The organism is Vibrio sp. TAP-3B (assembly GCF_057784735.1).
Map to the genome: position 1 here is coordinate 1,492,005 of NZ_CM173495.1, position 18,611 is coordinate 1,510,615.

Sequence of the window (18,611 nt, forward strand, 5' to 3'; positions counted from 1 at the left end):
GCTTATTCTTAAGCTGTCGATAAAAGCAGGTTTTGCGTTGAAATGACGAAAAGCCAGTCGTTAGCCAAGCAAGGTTAACGCGAGGTTTGGCGCTTGCTTCGCTTGAGCTAAAATGGAGGTACTGACCTGTTGCAAGATCTGCTGCTTCACCATTTGCGTGGTTTCTTTGGCGTAGTCGGTATCTTGAATGCGGCTGTTGGAGGCCGCCAAGTTTTCGTGGATATTATCCAGATTGTTGATGGTGTGATTAAAGCGATTTTGGTAAGCACCGAGCTCTGCACGATGGCTGTCCACATACTTCATGGCAGTATCTAAAACAGCAACCGCCTGTTGCGCGCCTCCCGCAGAAGTAATATCGATGTTGTCGACGGCATCGTAGCCTTTTAACTCTAGACCAAGCTCATCGGCAAGATTGCCAGAGAACGACATCGCCCCAGCCGTTTCTTCACCTGCCATAAAGATCTGCAATTGCCCTTTTTCATTGACAGACGCGGTGACTTTATCAGTTTGACCATTAATGTAAGTAGCAAGCTCTTCAATATCGTCCCCCTCTTTGGCATTGATTTCGATCTCATCCCTTTCGCCAAAGCGGTTAGTGAAAGACATTTTCAGTTCATTAGCACCGTTTTTAACTTGCCAATCGGAACTCGCACGCCCTTTCGCGAGATAACTAAAGCCGCCCATTTCGATGCCATCGCTGCGCATCGATTTCAACTCCACTTGCACCGCCTCACCAGAAGCCGCGCCAACCTGAAATGCTGATTTACCAAAACTGCCGTTAAGCAATTTACGTCCACCAAACGAAGTTGTTTCCGCAATACGATTTAACTCATCGTTTAGCGCGGTGACTTCTTCTTGTAGCGCAGTACGTTCCGCTTTGCTATTGGAACCATTGGCGGATTGAAGTGACAAATCACGCATGCGTTGCATGATGTTAGTCACTTCCTTCATCGCGCCTTCAGCAGTCTGCATGATGGAGATACCGTCATTAGCGTTACGCACAGCAACATCCAAACCTCGCATTTGCGATTGTAAGCGATTGGAGATTTGCAGACCCGCAGCATCATCTTTTGCGCTGTTAATACGCTTCCCTGAAGACAAACGCTCCATGGATTGATTCAGCATCTCCGTCGCACTGGTCAAATGACGTTGTGCGACAAGTGCTGCAACATTGGTATTAACGGTGATCGCCACGAGAAGCTGACTCCAAGTTATCTAGGGCTTTGGATACTTATCGACCAAGTAGCACAAAGGTTTAGTGGTTTCTTTGAAAAGTAATGGCAAATGAACTAAAAACAAAAAGCCCTCCTTTTGGAGGGCTACAGGAATAATTTGTGCAGACTTATCTAATTGCCAGTTCAGCCAGCATTTCTTGCGAAGGCGCGAAGAAGTAAGCCCCTGTTACCGCTTTTGTGAAACGCAGCATTTGGTCTGTTTTGCCATCCGTTACACCATACATGCTTTCTAACATCACTTTGATGTTATGCAGCGTATTACAGTAACAGATGAACAACAGACCATGAGGACCTGTAACGGTGCCGTAAGGTAAGCTGTGACGAACAATTTTAAGACCTTTGCCGTGCTCTTTAATGTCCACACGACCAACGTGAGACGCCGCTGGCACATCTTCTAACTCAATAGAGTCTGGCTTAGTACGCCCAATCACTTTCTCTTGCGCTTTTACGTTCAACCGGTTCCAGGCCGCAAGGTTATGTTCAAAGCGTTGAACCATTACGTAGCTGCCACTAGCGAACGGCCCTTCTTTAAGCAAAGCCACGTCAGCGCGAGCCTCACCTTTCGGGTTTTCGGTACCGTCAATGAAATCAGTCATATCGCGCGCATCAAGGTAGCGATAACCATACGTTTCGTCCACGAGCGTGACATCTCCCGCTGTCGCTTCCAGGAATTTACGTAGTACATAAAAGTGCAAATCATGGCGTGTAGAGTGACAGTGAATGAGAACATCGACCTCACTCACTGGGGCAACGATGTCACCTTGCCCAAGTTGAGTGAAATCAATCAGCCCTTCTGGCACGTCTACATTGAGGTGTTCCCAAAACGACTTTGTGAATGCGATAGAAAGTGTCAGTGCTGCGCCCGGTTGAGTGATATTTAACTCTTCAACCAGTTTCGGCAGCGCTTTCAATTTTGCCAACACGTTTTCACGGTTTTGGTTCACTTTAAATTGAGTGTACAGTGCAAATGGCCCTGCTTCCGGCACGATCGCCGTTTGAGCTTGTGGCATTGAGGTTTCCTCTATACTTTGCCCCAGTGTGGGAGGTTATTGTTTTTAATTCTTCGAAGGCTGTCCATTGCTGCGCTTCAATTGTGGCACATGAAAACAGTCTTTCACCCATCTTCCGTTTAGAAGATAAATCATAAACCAAGTTAATAAAGTCATGGTAAGAGCGTTTGCCCAGTTAAAAACACCATGTTCCAAGTACACATGATACACGCTCTGGGCGAGTTGAATGGCGCATAAGATCAAAGTTACTTCTCGACCATAACGGGTCACTTGGTTCACCCAGCTTCTATCTGGATGGCGCAGCCCCATTAACCACATTAACAATAGGCTTGGTACCCCCATTGCAAGGCCTAAATATAGGGTATTTGAGTCTGGATACACAATCGCTAATATCTTGCTCCCGCTGTCACGGCTGACGCCTGCCATAGCAAACACAACCCATGAACGCGCAAGAAACATCCACCCTAACCATAAAAAAATGGGCGCTTTTAAAATTCCATGGGTGTCATATTGGTCAAATGAGTAGCGCACAATCTCTTCTTCTTAAATGTGATAAAAAATGTCACCTTAACCTATCACTTCAGAGTTGCAAGCGAGTAAAGGTGACAACTACAGTTCATTTCGTCGTCTTTGGCAGGTAAACTAAGATCTGGTTTACAGCGACGTCGAATAAAAATATGAAACAAAAAAATACAGTGGTCCCAACGCCTTCCCAAGAAACGCAAACAGAAGCCTTGAAAATAGCCAAAGCGACTCAAAAGCCAAACCAAACAAAAGAACAAACGAAGTTAATCGCACAAGGTATTGAGAAAGGCATTGCTCTGTACAAAAAACAACAAAAAGAGCGGAGCCGGCAAGCAGACAAAGCAAAAAAGAAACAACAAAAAGAAAAAAAAATTCAACATCCACCAGCTATTGAACAAAATACGCCAGCAACCTTGGAATCAAAGTCTACGCCATATTCCATGCTCCCTTGGGGTTTGCTTGTGATCAGCTGGATAGGATTCGCCGCTTATGTTTTGATGGGGAATTAACATGCAAAGACTTATTGTTATTGGATGCGCGATGTTCTCTCTACTTGGCTGCGCGACGCCGTCAGTCAAAATTCATGATCAAAGTCAGCAAGTTGAACTTCGCCTTGATGAACAGTTCAACCCGTCTAATTGCCAGTACTTAGGCGAAGTGACAGGCAGTGAAGGTCATTGGTATAGCTATCTTTTCTTCACTAACGATGCCATGTTGCAAGGCGCTGTGATTGATCTGAAAAACAATGCAGCCGCGTTAGGCGCCAATACGGTTGACATGATTGCACCTCAAGACTTTACCACTTCATTTAGCGTGCTCGGAACCGCTTATCATTGTAAATAAAGCTCAAAGAGCATGAAAAAAAGCCAGCGACTGCTGGCTTATGCACGAAATCCAAGACTGCTAGCGATATCTCTCTCCCGCTCTAGGACCCATTGGCAATCAAAAGGCCCCCAATCTGAAAGTTGATAATAGCCGTCATTATGACGTCGACCATCTTGAACGAATATAAGTTCAATACCAATCCCCGGTAATGCCTTTAGTACATCTTGAATCGTACGACGAGGCCACCCCGTTTTTTCGATCAACTTCGGCACATTCGGCCTTTCTAGGTTTTCCACCAGCAAGGCTAAATATAGTCGCCTTGCAAAAACAGGACTCAATTCCATTGACACCTCCTAAAATTGTGCTAACTCATTATTTCTTTTTTGCCCAACGAGATGTTGCGTTTGATCAATAACTCGACCTTTCTATTTGATTTAGACAGTTTTTTATTCACTTTATGCCTAATGTAACCAATTCTTAAGTTGTAACATCCGTATTCAATACCTCTCCCCTCAAGTAACCACATGTTATGTGGGTAGAGAGTAGAGTGGTTATAGAAATTATGTTCTACCGCATTTTGTCAGTTTGATTGCTTCTTGATAGGATGCGGTAACAACTCCAAATCGTTCATACACGAGTCAACTCTACTCGTGTAAACAGAATAAAGAAAAAAAGGGAACACTATGTCGATTACCATGTTCGGTATTCCAAACTGCGATACGATTAAAAAAGCCAAAAAGTGGTTAGACGCTGAAGGTATCGCGTATGATTTTCATGATTACCGCAAACAAGGCATTGATACCGCGATGGTGACAGAGTTTTGTCAAGCATTAGGTTGGGAACAGGTGGTCAACAAACGCGGCACGACCTACCGAAAGCTGACGCAAGAACAAAAAGACTCTCTCAATGAAGAAAACGCCATCGTTCTATTGGTGGAAAACCCTGCGATGGTTAAGCGCCCAATTTTAAGAGTGAATGATCAACTGCATATCGGTTTCAAAGCGGATCAATACACCACTATTTTTAATTCATAATTTAAGGAATATTCAAGGATGACAGACAGTCCTGTGTTGGCACTTGCTAAAGATCTGATCAGCAGACAATCCGTAACCCCTGAGGATGCAGGTTGCCAGAACCTGATGATTGAGCGCTTAAAAGCACTCGGTTTTAATATTGAAGTGATGGTGTTTGAAGACACAACCAATTTCTGGGCACGACGGGGCACAGAAGCGCCATTGTTTGCTTTCGCCGGTCACACCGATGTTGTACCAGCAGGCAAGCTGGAAGATTGGGATACCCCTCCCTTTGAACCAACCATTATGAATGGCTATCTCCACGGTCGTGGGGCAGCTGATATGAAAGGCTCGTTAGCTGCAATGGTTGTAGCCGTTGAGCGCTTTATTACGGATAACCCTAACCACAAAGGCTCTATTGGTTTTTTAATTACTTCGGATGAAGAAGGTCCATTTATCAACGGTACGGTTCGCGTTGTAGAAACGTTGATGGCGCGTGGCGAGAACATCGACATGTGCATCGTCGGCGAACCTTCAAGTACTGACGTGGTGGGAGATGTTGTCAAAAACGGACGTCGTGGTTCAATTACCGGTGACTTGACGGTAAAAGGGACACAAGGACACGTGGCCTATCCTCACCTCGCGAATAACCCAGTACACGCCTCTTTACTGGCGATCCATGAACTCGCAACGACCGAGTGGGATCAAGGGAATGATTACTTCCCACCGACCAGCTTTCAGATCCCGAATGTCTCTGCTGGGACAGGCGCATCTAACGTAATTCCTGGTGAGTTTAACGTGCAGTTCAACCTACGCTTTAGCACCGAGCTAAGCAACGACTTAATCGTTCAGCGTGTTACAGAGACCTTAAATAAGTATGATCTGAACTATGAAGTAAGCTGGACCTTCAACGGTGATCCGTTCTTAACTGACACGGGGGCATTGCTCGATGCCGTTGTCGCTGCGGTAGCAGGTGTTAACGATACTAAGCCAGCGTTACTGACCACTGGCGGCACCTCTGATGGCCGTTTTATTGCACGTATGGGGGGGCAAGTCGTCGAACTAGGCCCAGTTAACGCCACCATCCATAAAGTGAACGAATGTGTGAAAGTCGACGACCTAGAGAAACTCACTGACATGTACCAAAACACACTGAAACATTTGCTGGCGAAATAAACGCTCGTAATAGGCCATCCAGTACTGAGAACATCATGACACCAGAGCAACTCACCGGAACGACAGATACTCACCTTCAATCGACCATGGTTGGTCAAAAGGCCTTTCTGATGCATCCAGATGTGGCCGATGACCTACTCAGAATGATTGAAGTGGCTTCAAGTGCCGGCTTTAAAATGGAGATCGCCAGTGGATTTCGAGATTTTGAACGCCAACACTCCATTTGGAACGGGAAGTTTTCCGGCGATTTGCCCATTCAAGATTCTCACTCTCAACCGTTAAACAAGACAGATTTAAACGACGAAGAGAAACTGATGGCCATTCTCCGCTGGTCAGCCCTACCTGGAGGAAGTCGTCATCATTGGGGGTGTGATTTTGATGTTTATGCCCGTAATTTATTGCCACAAGACACTAAACTTCAATTGGAGCCATGGGAGTATTTGCAAGGCCATCAGTACGATTTTCATCAATGGTTACGAGCGCATCTTGAAGATTTCGGCTTCTTTTTCCCTTACCAGCAAGATTTGGGGGGCGTCGCAATTGAACCTTGGCATATCAGCCATAAAGCGGTATCACAGCAATGCCTGACACATTTAACGCCAGATCTACTGAAAAATCAGTTAATCCAGCAGAATCAGATCAAAAGCATTGCAGGTATTGACGTCATATTGAATAATTTAGAGACGGTTACTGCTAAATTTATTCACAATATTACATCGCCGGAGGCGCTATGTTAGAACTGCTTACTAACCCTTGGGTTATCATCACGGTGGTGCTGAGCGTGGTCATTGGTAATATTGCAGCGCTAAAATACACGGCCAATATGAAGCTAGGTCAGATGGATAAAAGTCGAAAAAATGACTTAGACCAACTGAATAAACTTGATAAAGCACGTGATGAGAGCAATGAAAAAAACTGAGACGGGACTCGTTAACCAAGTGCCCATCTCAGAGTAAATCAATCCGCATAAAAAAGGGACCGCGTGAGTCCCTTTTCTATTTCTTCGCTTCTGACTACTGCTTCACAACGCTGGCCAAAACCGGTGCTAGCGATTTTAGAAACGCCTCCTCGACTGGCTTACCTGAAGAGTCGGTGATGTTAATAGAAGTTCGGTTACCTAAATCACCAAATAGGAATGTATATTTACCTGAGTCTAAATCAACCGGTTTAACACCAATCTCATTCCAGAACTCATCATCTGGAGATGCATATTTTGCGGTAACCGTACCTTGAGACTGACTCCGCTCTTCAATAGTAAAACCCATCTTAGGTAAGATGTTTGGCAAACGCTGCCAAAGCATATTGTATTGTGCACGAGCAACGATAACTGGAAGCCCACTGCGGTCTTTACCCATGGTAATTGGGATATGCTTCACCAACTCTTGTGCGTTACGTTGTGCTTGTTCACGCACGTCTTGATCGTAGCGAGCTGTCACCAAGTTAGTCATGAATGCATTGTAACGCTCACGATTGGTTGCCGTGACCTCTTTTACTTGGTTGCCTTCACGCCAGTCAATAAGGTTTACTTTAAAACCATGTCGACCATTGGCTTCTGTACGCACAATCTCATATCGACTCCCAACTTCTAACTCTTCATCTGGAGAGTCCCAAGTGACCCAACCTGTTTCGATGCGCGAATCCGTTTGGCTTTCAACCGGAATTTGATTGGTTTCAACCATACCCAGCACCGTTTGCCAAACCTTATCCAACTCGTCTTTTCGGAGTAACCAAAGTGTCACTTCCCCATCACGATTACGATCAAGACGAGCACCAGGAATAAGCTCTAGCACCTGTTGTGGTGGACGAATATCTACTTCTTTACCCACGCCACCGACGTAATCACCCTGAGGGATATCATAATTTGGGTAAAACTGAGGTTGTGCCCCCTGTGGGACATTCCACTCACCCAAATTTTGGGAATTCAAATACTCGAAGTCGTCTTTTGCTTGACGACGCTGATTGGCACCACCTGAACAGGCAGTCAATACGAATACAGCTAATGAACTTAACACTAACTGGCTTGAAAGCTTCATCTATACTCCTAAAATACTCAGGGCTTATCGACCCTCAGCATGAACTTCAATCCTAGTAACTCAATCTTAATAGCTCAATTTTAATAAATACCGGCGTCGGTTAACGACTGCTCCACGATCGGCTGCGATTTTTCAGACAGAGTGGTTAAAGGAAGACGCAAACCACCGTCTTCAATCAAGCCAAGCTTTTGCGCTGCCCATTTTACCGGGATAGGGCTTGCCTCAATGAAAAGGTTCTTATGCAACGTCATTAAACGCTGGTTAATCGCCTTAGCTTCTTCGCACTTACCTTCACTTGCCAAATCGAACATGTCTGCCATGTCTTTAGCCGCAATATTGTTGGTTACCGAGATAACACCATTGCCGCCAAGTTCCACAAAATCGAGTCCCGTCGCATCATCACCGCTTAGTAAGATAAAATCTTCGCCACAAAGTTCACGATGAAGTGCAACTCGACTCAAATCGCCTGTCGCGTCTTTTAATGCAACGACATTATCAAGCTTTGACAAGCGAGCCACTGTTTCTGGCTGCATATCTACCGCAGTACGACCTGGTACATTATACAAAATTAGAGGCACATCACTTGCTTCAGCGATCGCCTTGTAATGCAGGAACAAACCTTCTTGAGTGGGCTTGTTGTAATACGGTGTCACACTCAAGAAACCTGAAATACCAGAATCAGCTAATAATTTGCTAAATGTAACTGCTTCGTGGGTGGCATTTGCCCCCGTACCAGCAATCACAGGGATGCGACCGTCGGCAAACTCGACCGTTTTATTCACGACCTTTACATGCTCTTCAATCGTCAGTGTCGCTGACTCGCCTGTTGTGCCTACAGCCACAATACCGTCTGTACCCGCTTCTACGTGGTACTCTACTAGCTTTTGTAGACTGTCAAAGTCTACTTCACCATCCGCTTTGAATGGTGTAATCAGCGCTACGATACTTCCTGAAAACATGTTTATCTCCCTCACTTTACTCTTTCTGCATGGTACTGTAATGCGATTGAAAAACACAAGAGCGTAAACTCGCTTACAAAGTACAAATGAATGAATAATTATCAGTTGTTAGAGGTCTAGCAACTTAATTACTCGATTTGGTTTAATTCCCAACAATCTTAATAATCGTGTTAGGCCTAGTAGTTAGTGAGCCGCATGGCTCTATATTCGAGTGACTTTAGAATCTATCAGTGATTGGAAAAATAGCGAAACAATACTTAATGCCACTCTACTCTGAAATCGAAAATATACTCTTGGGTTATGTCGGCTAAGTCAGGCTTGAGTGAATAAAAAGACCAAATCGTCAGCAAATGAGCAGAGAAAGTTTTATTGCTTAGCACTCAGACGTTGAAATCAAAAATACAGGCAGACACTCTCCAGTCAGCTTGCTTTCTTATAAACTAAAAAAAGAACGGACTCGTATTTCTCGTCAATATTTGTGCTAACATCTTCCTATTCAAGAAAGGACAAGAAGCTCATTTATGAAGCAAAATCTGGTACTTACAGCAGTTGGAACGGACCGTCCGGGCATTTGTAACCAAGTGGTAAAACTGGTCACTCAAGCTGGCTGTAACATTGTCGATAGCCGCATAGCTATCTTTGGAAATGAATTTACTCTGATCATGCTACTTACTGGCAACGCTAGTAATGTCACCCGCGTAGAAACACAACTGCCGCTATTGGGCCAAGAGCATGATCTGATTACGATCATGAAGCGAACGGCCTCTCATGAGCTACTCGGCCACAGTTACACCATGGAAGTGTTTATCGAGTCTGATGACCGCCTTGGTCTAACAGAAGAATTTACTCGCTTCTTCGCGGATCAACAGATCGGCTTAGACTCCCTGAGCGCCCAAACTATCAGTAAGTCGAAAATTCAGCGTGATACTGACCAATTTCACATCGCAATTACCGCATCAGTCAGTACCGACTGTAATCTAATGCAATTACAAGAAAATTTCGATGAACTTTGTAAGTCACTCAACGTACAAGGTTCTCTGAATTTCATTAAAAACACACTATAAAGTAAAGGAAATCACCATGAATACGCTGACAGAAGGCTCGCCAGCGCCAGCCTTCTCTTTGCTCGACCAAGACGGTAACACCGTTTCTCTTGATGACTTTAAAGGTAAAAAAGTACTTTTCTATTTTTATCCTAAAGCAATGACGCCAGGCTGCACTACGCAAGCAAAAGGTCTGCGTGATATTAAAGCAGAGCTAGACGCGCACAATATCGTTGTATTGGGCGTAAGCATCGACCCTGTCAAGCGGTTGGGTAAGTTTATAGAACGTGACGAATTGAACTTCACCTTACTTTCAGATGAAGATCATGCCGTAGCCGAGCAATTTGGCGTTTGGGGCGAAAAAAAGTTCATGGGTAAGGTCTATGATGGCCTTCATCGTATTAGCTTTCTCATTAATGAAGACGGCGTGATTGAACACGTGTTTAATAAGTTCAAAACAAAAGACCACCACGAAGTGGTTCTGAACTACCTTAACCAAAACGCGTAATCGATATCGCGTCACGACACAATAAAAGCCCAGCGTTCTGCTGGGTTTTCTTTATTCTGTCGTTTACTGCTTGCTATTCTTGTTCCGCAGTCTGGTTCTCTTCTGTACTTGGCAACGCATGCCAAACCGCTTTCACTAGTGTCGCCAATGGAATAGCGAAGAAGACGCCCCAAAAGCCCCACATACCACCAAATACCAATACGGCAACAATGATTGCGACCGGGTGTAAGTTGACGGCCTCAGAAAACAACACAGGGACCAACACATTACCATCTAACGCTTGGATAATACTGTAGGCAAGGAGTAGCCAATAAAACGGAGGGGTCAACCCCCATTGGAACAAACCGACAATAGCAATGGGTACCGTTATGGCTGCCGCACCGATATAAGGGATCAATACCGACAAACCAACAGCTACCGCAAGTAACGCCGAATAACGTAAATCCAAAATCGCAAAAGTTACGTAGCTCACGCTACCAACGATTAAAATTTCAAGTGCTTTGCCACGAATGTAATTAGAGATTTGCTCATTCATCTCATGCCAAACTTTATTTGCCAACTTACGATTTTTAGGCAAAATTTTACTCGCAATTCTTAACATTTCTTCTTTGTCTTTTAACAGGAAGAAAATCAATAGCGGCACCAAAATCAAGTACACCACTAACGTTGCGATGCTCACCAATGAAGCAAGTGAACCTTTAACAACGCTTTCACCCAACCCTAATGCTTGGTTTTTTGCATTACTGAAAACCGTTTCCACAATTTGTAAATTCGCCAACTCAGGGTGACGCTCTGGCAACGTAACGATGAACTTTTGCAGACCGTTATACATATTCGGAATGTCGTTGATAAGGTTTCCGACCTGAGTCCAAATTGTCGGCACTAAACCAAACATGGCGATTAACATTAACCCAAGAAAGATTAAAATAACGATGATGACCGACAATGTGCGCGGCACTCCCAAACGGCACATCTTAACGACAGGCCATTCAAGCAGATAAGCTAAAACGATCGCGACAAGCAATGGCGCAATCAAATGCCCAAAAAAGTAAATGGTGATGAAACCAAACAGTAAGATCGCGACGAGGCTTACTGCATGAGGGTCAGAGAAACGTCGCTTGTACCAGCGATTTACCATTTCAAACATCTTATGAGGATTCCTTATTGAAGACAGTCAATGTGTAGTGCTCGGGTGTAGATTGGCAATCGACTAGGTACCCTTGGGCACTTAGGTAGTTCACAATGTCTCGTTTAGAGCTGCTATCCATTACTTGAATGACAAGTGGATGATACTGTTGAGCTTCTCCTTGAAAGGCCTCAGCAGCGTGACGTTTTGCAAGCAACAGCGCCATTGGGCAACGTTGTTCGCGCAAATCAAGTAACATCGATTCCATTGTATTGCTCTGCACTTATGATAGGGTTGTATTGTAACGGCTTTTTAAGCTGGTGCTAGCACTTCTAACATGATTTAACCACATGCTAAAATGACTCGGGTATAAAGAAATTTACGAAACCAATTCGTTCATTTCCGGTCTTATTGCTAGCGTATATCCACGCGGATGACCAAAAGACATGTGGCATGCTAGGAGAACCTCTACCTCCAACCACACGCTTAGGTATTTTTGGAGACCCCTTTAAACGTATGTTAAAACGCACTCGCTCGCTAGTTTGTTTATGTCTTGCTGCTGTAATCAGTTCGCCGACCACTTATGCCAATACCAACAGCATGGATTTGCCCGAAATCGGTACAGCTGCTGGAGGCACGCTTTCGATAGACCAAGAGTTGATTTATGGCGATGCGTATATGCGCATGCTTAGAGCCAGTAAGCCTCTCGTCAATGACCCCGTGATTAATGAGTACATCGATTCTTTAGGCCACCGTCTGGTTGCCAATGCGAATGACGTAAAAACCCCGTTTCACTTTTTTATGATCCGCGACCGTAATATTAACGCGTTTGCATTTTTTGGTGGTTACGTCGCGTTGCACTCTGGCTTGTTTCTTCATGCTCGCTCTGAGAGTGAACTCGCCTCTGTTGTGGCGCACGAGATCGCGCACGTCACGCAACGCCACCTCGCTCGTAGCATGGAAGAACAAGCACGCCGTTCTCCTGCAACATTGGCTGCGCTCGCTGGAGCTTTACTACTTTCTATTGCCTCCCCTGAAGCGGGGATGGCGGCAATTACCGCGGCAACTGCGGGCAATATGCAAAGCCAAATCAATTATACTCGCACTAACGAGAAAGAAGCGGATCGCTTTGGGATTTCGACGCTGGCAAAAGCAGGCTTCGAAGTGCAAGCCATGCCTCGCTTTTTTGGACGCCTTGCCGATGAGTATCGCTATGCCAGTAAGCCACCACCAATGCTGCTAACGCATCCGCTACCCGAAGACCGTATTACCGATAGCCGTGCGCGAGCCAGAACCTACCCACCAATGCGAGTCGTCCCGTCGATAGACTACCACCTAACTCGTGCGCGCATAGTGGCGCGTTATGCAGGCATTGATGGACAAGCCGCTCTTAATTGGTTTGAACGTACACAAAAGCAAGCCTCGGCAGATATCACGCTGGCTTTCGATTATGGACGAGCTTTGGTGCATCTCGATAGTAAACGCTTATCTCAAGCAGAACCGATTTTGGAAAAGCTCTTAGAACAAGACCCAAGTAACCCATTCTACCTTGATACCATGACCGATTTATATATTGAGAAAAAGCAACCAGACAAAGCGATAGAAATGCTCAACCGGGCGCTCTCTCGTAATCCTCAGAATAAAGTTTTAACCATCAACTATGCCAATGCGCTACTTGAAGGTAATCAAAACACTCTGGCCGTGCGTGTTCTTCAGCGTTACACCCATGATTACCCAGAAGACACAAACGGCTGGCACTTACTCTCGAAAAGTTATCATGCATTAGGCCGTAGTGATGAAGAATTGGCCGCACGTGCTGAAATTTTGGCACTACGAGCAAACTGGAATAAAGCGATTCAATATTATAGTGAAGCAAGTAAAATGGCCAAACTGGGTAGCTTAGAACAAGCGCGATACGATGCTCGTATTGACCAACTCATGATCCAAAGAGATCGATTCATGGCATTACAATAACGAAATGGAGAAAACCATGTCAGTCGTGATTTACCACAACCCTCGCTGCTCAAAGAGCCGTCAAACTCTTGAGCTACTTGAGCAAAACGGTATTACACCAGAAATCATCAAATACCTAGATACACCTCTGAATGTAAATGAACTCAAAGTACTTTACACTCAACTCGGTTTATCATCTGTACGTGAAATGATGCGCACAAAAGAAGCCATTTATAAAGAGTTAGGCTTAGGTGCAGCCTCTGTAACCGATGAGCAACTATTCGAGGCCATGGCGACAAACCCTAAGCTATTTGAACGCCCCGTTGTCGTTGCCAATGGCCAAGCGAAGATTGGTCGCCCACCAGAACAAGTGTTGGATATTCTATAAATGGATTGCCGAATCCTTATTTTGTACTTCAGCCGTCACGGCTCCACAAGACAGTTGGCAAGGCAGATTGCAAGAGGGGTTGAATCGACTCCTCATTGCCAAGCAATTTTACGTACAGTTGAAGAATTGTCACCTGACTCACATCCCCTTTCCGATCCAATTGTTACTCTAGAAGAACTGAAAACATGTGACGGTCTCGCTTTCGGCAGCCCTGTCTGGTTTGGCAACATGGCAGCCCCTTTAAAACACCTTTGGGATCAAACGACTTCTCTATGGGTTGGTGGTGACTTAATTGATAAGCCTGCTTGTGTCTTTACCTCCTCATCTTCGATGCATGGTGGTCAAGAAACAACATTACAAAGCATGATGACTCCTTTATTGCATCACGGGATGATGGTAATGGGGATTCCATATGCAGAACCAGAGCTACACACCACACAGTCGGGTGGCACGCCCTATGGTGCAAGTAGTGTGGGTCAGGAGCCTAGCCTCACCAATGAAGAGGCTCGCCTGGCACAAAAATTAGGCAAACGACTCGCAACCACAGCGTTAAAATTAAAAGTCTGTTAGTAAATTCAAGGATAGTTCATCGATGTCTGACTCTTTCGACCAAATACCACTCGGTACGCAGGCTAAAACTTACCGTTACCTCGCTTTGTTTGGCAATTTAGCCTTATTAACTTGGGTCGCTATTTGGCAGCTTGCGTTATCGCCTCACCCTCACCTAAGCAGTACAACATTGGCTATTGCATGGTGTATTCCTTTGTTACTTCCACTTCCCGGAATTTTAGCGGGCAAACCTTATACTCACGCTTGGGCTAACTTTGTTCTGATGCTGTATTTCTTACACGCCCTGACCATTCTTTATGTGGATGGCGGCGAACGTTGGCTTGCGGCAGTGGAGTTACTGCTAACGTCATTAGGCTTTATAGGGAATATTTTATTTGCTAGGGCGAGAGGTAAAGAACTAGGACTAAAACTAAAACTTTTATCCCAAGTAGAAAAGGAAGAAAAGTCGAAATTCAATAAATAATACGATGAAACTCAAATGAGCGTGATAGGTATTATCAACCGTTAATCTAGAATCTAGATAACAAAAAAGAGTCGCCAATCGCGACTCTTTTTTCTATGCTATTTTTTACCATTTACTGTGGTTAGTATAAACACTATGACGCCGTGCGCCATTGGTAGATAAGATCATACTGCTCTTGCACTGGCGTAACACCAGCAGGGGATTCAACCGCTTTTACTCTCTCTTCGCTAGACTCTTCAATCATATCAGCCGGAGCTTCGGACTGCCCTTCTGCTTCCGCTGCAGGCTTTCTTGTTTGCTCCACTTGAGCAGACTGCTCTGGTTGTTGTGCCGGAACCATGTTTTCAACCTCCCTCAACTGAGAGATCGATGATAGCTCTTTCTCAAAGGCTTGTTGAGAGGCCAACAAGTGGATATTTAACGTCAACTCATTACCTTGAACACGCTTGACTTCAATTCCTGCGACAGAATTAAGCTGTTTTAGTGCATTTTCTAAATGGAAGAAGTCGGCTGCAGATGTAACGTTAAGCACTTTCACTGCAAGCGCTTGTGAAGACTTCCCAGAAACCACCACCGCACTCTTACTCGCATAATAGTCGGCAATTCCGTCTACCATAGCAGCAATTGCATTGGAGCCGGATTCAGAACCATTACGAGCAGAGCGTTGCACATCAAGAATGTTTGTTGGCGATTGATCGTACAGCGTCCAACGAATCTGATCTCCTTGAGCACGCACAACAAGAATCGCATCAGCTTGGTAGCGTTGGCTTGCTTGACCAATTGGCTCAATAAATCCCCCCCATAAATCAGAAACATTCACGCCCGTTACATCATCAAAATCCCCGACAGGGATCGTGATCGGCAAACCTCTTGATTGCGCCGCTCCGCGAAGTGCTGCAATGTTGGGTGAGCCGGAGTGCTCCCAAGCGATGTTGCGATCATAGTCTTGTTCCTCAACCATCCAAACTAAGATATTAGGTCGATTGGGAGACCAAGACGGCAATTGAGCCTGAGTGAGCAACGCGCTGATTTGACCACTATTGAAAAGCATCTTCAAACTTGTTTGCCCATTTATCTGACCATAACTCAGTTGTGATATATAGCGCGCACTGGAGCTGAGCGCCTTTTTAATAACAGGATTGCTTAATGAGGATTGAGAACCCGTAGCTCGAACAATCACATCTTGCATACCTTGTTGACGAGCCAATGTCTCACCGTTGTTCTGCTCATTGTCGATAACCACTTCAGCACGATAGATATCTACCTGAGTTAATGCATATACCGGTAGGGACAACCAACCTATCAGTAAGAGAGCTAAATAGCGCATAGTTTTTATAATCCTCTAAACAAGAACCCGAATAATAAGCAACTATCAAACCTTGAGCAAGGCAAGCTCTGAGTAAATTGCCTGTATCTTAACGAGTTAAAGCCGCTTGGTTAACAACCTTGGTATATACGCGCTACTCTCTGTTTTTATAAAAGCGTGATTGTTTATGGTCTTATCGCGATAATTAAATCATCAAGCAAACAACCTCTACCGAACCCGCAAAACAGACCAATTTGCAAGCAACCAGCTCTCAAAAACGTCATTTGTCTTATAACTTCAACTCAAAGTTTGATCCAGGCAGCATTGCAAACGATTACAGGATGATAGAATTCGCCGGATTTGTCTGCGTATCTTTAAATAGGGAATTATTATGAAAAATGCGTTACAAGGCGCTCAAATGCTCTTTGTCGCTTTTGGTGCTCTGGTACTTGTGCCACTCCTAACTGGCCTTGACCCCAACGTGGCCCTTTTTGGTGCCGGTGTCGGTACCCTCCTCTTCCAATTAATGACTAAACGTTCTGTTCCAATCTTTCTTGCTTCTTCTTTCGCGTTTATTGCTCCTATTATGTTCGGTATCCAAACTTGGGGTATCGGTGCAACCATGGGTGGCTTAATGGCCGCAGGTTTGGTGTACGTTGCACTCGGCGCAATGATTAAGGTTCGTGGTGTTGGTTTTATCCATAAAATTTTGCCCCCAGTGGTTGTTGGTCCGGTGATCATGGTCATTGGGCTTGGCTTGGCGCCAACAGCGGTAAATATGGCCGTAGGCAAAACTGGCGATGGCGCGGTACAACTGGTTAACGGCGATGCGGCAATCATTATCTCCGCGGTCTCTTTGCTCACAACTATCGTATTAAGTGTCTTCGCAAAAGGCTTCCTCAAGCTGGTTCCTATCGTTGGCGGCATCCTAGCAGGTTATTCAGTATCACTCTTTTACGGTGTGGTGGACTTTACCCCTGTGACTCAAGCTGCGTGGTTGGCAATGCCAAACTTCACTACGCCTGAGTTCAACATCAACGCGATTCTGTTTATGATTCCCGTGGCTATCGCACCAGCGGTAGAACACGTGGGCGACATGCTGGCTATCTCAAATGTAACAGGTAAGAACTACCTGAAAAAGCCAGGCCTACATCGCACAATCGCAGGAGATGGGATTGCGACGATCGCCGCTTCCATGGTTGGTGCCCCACCAAACACCACTTACAGTGAAGTTACCGGTGCCGTTATGCTAACTAAATCATTCAATCCAGCCATCATGACATGGGCCGCGATCACTGCCATCGTGCTTGCGCTTGTCGGTAAGCTAGGGGCAACACTTCAAACTATCCCTATCCCTGTGATGGGTGGCATTATGATCCTGCTGTTCGGCTCTATCGCGACCGTCGGTCTAAATACGTTAATCAAAAATAACGTTGACCTTCACAAGTCGCGTAACTTGGTGATCGTAGCGGTAACATTAGTATTTGGTATTGGTGGTATGGCTTTCGGTATTGGCGAGTTCAGCCTACAAGGCGTGAGCTTGTGTGGGATTGTGGCTATCATTCTTAACCTAGTGCTACCCAACGACTTGGGTGAGAACCACGTCATCGACAATGCACAAATGGAAGAAGATAACGCGAAATAATATCGCAGCACTGTCTTTAAGACAGAAGACTTTGATTATTTGTCTTAACCACCGCGTACAAAAAAGGCTTGATGAAAATCAAGCCTTTTTTAATTTCTGTTCTGCTTAATTATTGCGTGCCGAAGATCTTATCGCCAGCATCCCCAAGACCAGGAACGATGTAACCTTTATCGTTTAGCTTCTCATCGATTGCTGCAGTGTAAAGCTCAACATCTGGATGCGCTTTTGCGAGTGCTTCAATACCTTCTGGCGCAGCAACAAGTACCAACACCTTAATGTGGTTACAATTTTTTTCTTTTAAAAGATCGATGGTCGCGATCATAGAACCGCCCGTTGCCAGCATTGGGTCAACAACAAGCGCAATACGCTCGTCTATGTTAGAAGCAAGCTTATTAAAGTAGGGTACTGGCTCCAGCGTTTCTTCGTCACGGTAGATGCCCACCACGCTGATGCGTGCGCTAGGCATGTGCTCAAGAACACCGTCCATCATACCAAGGCCTGCTCGTAAGATTGGCACGACAGTGACTTTTTTACCTTTGATCTGGTCTACTTCTACCGGACCGTCCCAACCATCAATGGTCACTTTCTCTGTTTCAAAGTCTGCTGTTGCTTCGTACGTTAGTAGGCTACCGACCTCTGTCGCTAACTCACGAAAACGCTTTGTGCTGATGTCACCTTCTCTCATTAGACCAATTTTGTGCTTTACTAGAGGGTGCTTTACTTCAACAACTTTCATGTCCATCTCCGGCTATAGTTGGCAATATTTAAACAAACCTGCAGATTATACATGACTTTTACAGAGATATCAGAACAAATCACGAGAGAAAAAAACC

At 45.1% G+C, this 18,611-nt stretch carries 23 protein-coding genes; 13 read left to right on the forward strand and 10 right to left on the reverse strand.

The window, feature by feature from the left end; all coding sequences use genetic code 11:
* Positions 1–60: 60 nt before the first annotated feature.
* From AC3D28_RS07025 to AC3D28_RS07035, 3 genes are all read right to left on the reverse strand, one after another.
* Positions 61–1,194: a flagellin gene (locus tag AC3D28_RS07025; RefSeq protein WP_488536005.1), complete on the reverse strand. Its 1,134-nt coding sequence runs from the start codon at positions 1,192–1,194 to the stop codon at positions 61–63.
* 148 nt (positions 1,195–1,342) lie between these two features.
* Positions 1,343–2,245 carry a Dyp-type peroxidase gene (locus AC3D28_RS07030; protein ID WP_488536006.1) on the reverse strand — a complete coding sequence of 301 codons (903 nt, stop codon included), beginning with the start codon at positions 2,243–2,245 and terminating at the stop codon, positions 1,343–1,345.
* A gap of 45 nt (positions 2,246–2,290) precedes the next feature.
* Positions 2,291–2,776, reverse strand: coding sequence for a DUF2919 domain-containing protein (locus AC3D28_RS07035; RefSeq protein WP_488536007.1), 486 nt, complete (start codon positions 2,774–2,776; stop codon positions 2,291–2,293).
* Positions 2,777–2,922: 146 nt separating this feature from the next.
* On the opposite strand from AC3D28_RS07035, the gene AC3D28_RS07040 reads away from it, so the two are divergent.
* Together AC3D28_RS07040 and AC3D28_RS07045 are read left to right on the forward strand one after the other, a co-directional pair.
* Complete coding sequence (locus AC3D28_RS07040) at positions 2,923–3,279, forward strand: DUF2956 domain-containing protein (protein ID WP_488536008.1); 357 nt, start codon at positions 2,923–2,925, stop codon at positions 3,277–3,279.
* 1 nt (position 3,280) lies between these two features.
* Positions 3,281–3,613 carry a DUF4156 domain-containing protein gene (locus AC3D28_RS07045; RefSeq protein ID WP_488536009.1) on the forward strand — a complete coding sequence of 111 codons (333 nt, stop codon included), beginning with the start codon at positions 3,281–3,283 and terminating at the stop codon, positions 3,611–3,613.
* A 38-nt stretch (positions 3,614–3,651) separates the two neighbouring features.
* On the opposite strand, the gene AC3D28_RS07050 is transcribed toward AC3D28_RS07045, so the two are convergent.
* Entirely contained in the window at positions 3,652–3,939 is a 288-nt protein-coding gene (locus tag AC3D28_RS07050) for a winged helix-turn-helix domain-containing protein (protein ID WP_098415086.1), read from the reverse strand.
* A gap of 339 nt (positions 3,940–4,278) precedes the next feature.
* Between AC3D28_RS07050 and AC3D28_RS07055 the strand changes: the two genes are divergently transcribed.
* The 4 genes from AC3D28_RS07055 to AC3D28_RS07070 are packed head-to-tail and all read left to right on the forward strand — an operon-like array spanning position 4,279 to position 6,703.
* A complete protein-coding gene (locus AC3D28_RS07055; RefSeq protein ID WP_488536010.1) occupies positions 4,279–4,629 on the forward strand; it encodes an ArsC family reductase in 351 nt (116 codons plus the stop codon).
* An 18-nt stretch (positions 4,630–4,647) separates the two neighbouring features.
* A complete protein-coding gene (dapE, locus tag AC3D28_RS07060) occupies positions 4,648–5,784 on the forward strand; it encodes a succinyl-diaminopimelate desuccinylase (RefSeq protein ID WP_488536011.1) in 1,137 nt (378 codons plus the stop codon).
* Between the two features lie 35 nt (positions 5,785–5,819).
* Entirely contained in the window at positions 5,820–6,521 is a 702-nt protein-coding gene (locus AC3D28_RS07065) for a M15 family metallopeptidase (RefSeq protein ID WP_488536012.1), read from the forward strand.
* Positions 6,515–6,703, forward strand: coding sequence for a DUF2897 family protein (locus tag AC3D28_RS07070; protein WP_488536013.1), 189 nt, complete (start codon positions 6,515–6,517; stop codon positions 6,701–6,703). Before AC3D28_RS07065 ends, AC3D28_RS07070 begins: the two co-directional genes overlap by 7 nt.
* Before the next feature lie 94 nt (positions 6,704–6,797).
* Here AC3D28_RS07070 and bamC read toward each other — a convergent pair whose 3' ends face one another.
* Both bamC and dapA read right to left on the reverse strand, forming a co-directional pair.
* On the reverse strand, positions 6,798–7,817 hold the full coding sequence (gene bamC / locus AC3D28_RS07075) for an outer membrane protein assembly factor BamC (RefSeq protein ID WP_488536014.1): 1,020 nt from the start codon (positions 7,815–7,817) through the stop codon (positions 6,798–6,800).
* A gap of 80 nt (positions 7,818–7,897) precedes the next feature.
* Entirely contained in the window at positions 7,898–8,776 is an 879-nt protein-coding gene (dapA, locus tag AC3D28_RS07080) for a 4-hydroxy-tetrahydrodipicolinate synthase (protein ID WP_098415080.1), read from the reverse strand.
* Between the two features lie 521 nt (positions 8,777–9,297).
* On the opposite strand from dapA, the gene AC3D28_RS07085 reads away from it, so the two are divergent.
* Together AC3D28_RS07085 and bcp are read left to right on the forward strand one after the other, a co-directional pair.
* The gene (locus tag AC3D28_RS07085; protein WP_488536015.1) at positions 9,298–9,840 is read left to right on the forward strand and encodes a glycine cleavage system transcriptional repressor; all 543 of its coding nucleotides are present in this window, start codon (positions 9,298–9,300) and stop codon (positions 9,838–9,840) included.
* 16 nt (positions 9,841–9,856) lie between these two features.
* Positions 9,857–10,327, forward strand: coding sequence for a thioredoxin-dependent thiol peroxidase (bcp, locus tag AC3D28_RS07090; RefSeq protein WP_488536016.1), 471 nt, complete (start codon positions 9,857–9,859; stop codon positions 10,325–10,327).
* Positions 10,328–10,400: 73 nt separating this feature from the next.
* On the opposite strand, the gene AC3D28_RS07095 is transcribed toward bcp, so the two are convergent.
* Both AC3D28_RS07095 and AC3D28_RS07100 read right to left on the reverse strand, forming a co-directional pair.
* Complete coding sequence (locus AC3D28_RS07095; RefSeq protein ID WP_098415077.1) at positions 10,401–11,474, reverse strand: AI-2E family transporter; 1,074 nt, start codon at positions 11,472–11,474, stop codon at positions 10,401–10,403.
* 1 nt (position 11,475) lies between these two features.
* Entirely contained in the window at positions 11,476–11,712 is a 237-nt protein-coding gene (locus AC3D28_RS07100) for a sulfurtransferase TusA family protein (protein WP_488536070.1), read from the reverse strand.
* A gap of 257 nt (positions 11,713–11,969) precedes the next feature.
* On the opposite strand from AC3D28_RS07100, the gene bepA reads away from it, so the two are divergent.
* Genes bepA through AC3D28_RS07120 form a run of 4 tightly spaced genes read left to right on the forward strand, consistent with a single transcriptional unit; the run spans position 11,970 to position 14,827 of the window.
* Positions 11,970–13,427, forward strand: coding sequence for a beta-barrel assembly-enhancing protease (gene bepA, locus AC3D28_RS07105; protein ID WP_098415887.1), 1,458 nt, complete (start codon positions 11,970–11,972; stop codon positions 13,425–13,427).
* 16 nt (positions 13,428–13,443) lie between these two features.
* A complete protein-coding gene (gene arsC, locus AC3D28_RS07110) occupies positions 13,444–13,794 on the forward strand; it encodes an arsenate reductase (glutaredoxin) (RefSeq protein ID WP_488536017.1) in 351 nt (116 codons plus the stop codon).
* The gene (gene wrbA / locus AC3D28_RS07115; RefSeq protein WP_488536018.1) at positions 13,795–14,364 is read left to right on the forward strand and encodes an NAD(P)H:quinone oxidoreductase; all 570 of its coding nucleotides are present in this window, start codon (positions 13,795–13,797) and stop codon (positions 14,362–14,364) included.
* Positions 14,365–14,386: 22 nt separating this feature from the next.
* Positions 14,387–14,827 carry a DUF2069 domain-containing protein gene (locus AC3D28_RS07120; protein WP_098415073.1) on the forward strand — a complete coding sequence of 147 codons (441 nt, stop codon included), beginning with the start codon at positions 14,387–14,389 and terminating at the stop codon, positions 14,825–14,827.
* Between the two features lie 133 nt (positions 14,828–14,960).
* Here AC3D28_RS07120 and AC3D28_RS07125 read toward each other — a convergent pair whose 3' ends face one another.
* Positions 14,961–16,154 (reverse strand): DUF2066 domain-containing protein, encoded by a 1,194-nt coding sequence (locus AC3D28_RS07125; RefSeq protein ID WP_488536019.1) that lies wholly within the window; start codon positions 16,152–16,154, stop codon positions 14,961–14,963.
* Between the two features lie 370 nt (positions 16,155–16,524).
* Between AC3D28_RS07125 and AC3D28_RS07130 the strand changes: the two genes are divergently transcribed.
* Positions 16,525–17,778, forward strand: a complete 1,254-nt coding sequence (locus tag AC3D28_RS07130) for a uracil-xanthine permease family protein (protein ID WP_098415071.1) — start codon at positions 16,525–16,527, stop codon at positions 17,776–17,778.
* 109 nt (positions 17,779–17,887) lie between these two features.
* Here the strand turns inward: AC3D28_RS07130 and upp are convergent, their stop codons facing one another.
* A complete protein-coding gene (gene upp, locus AC3D28_RS07135; protein ID WP_098415070.1) occupies positions 17,888–18,514 on the reverse strand; it encodes a uracil phosphoribosyltransferase in 627 nt (208 codons plus the stop codon).
* Positions 18,515–18,611: the final 97 nt, after the last annotated feature.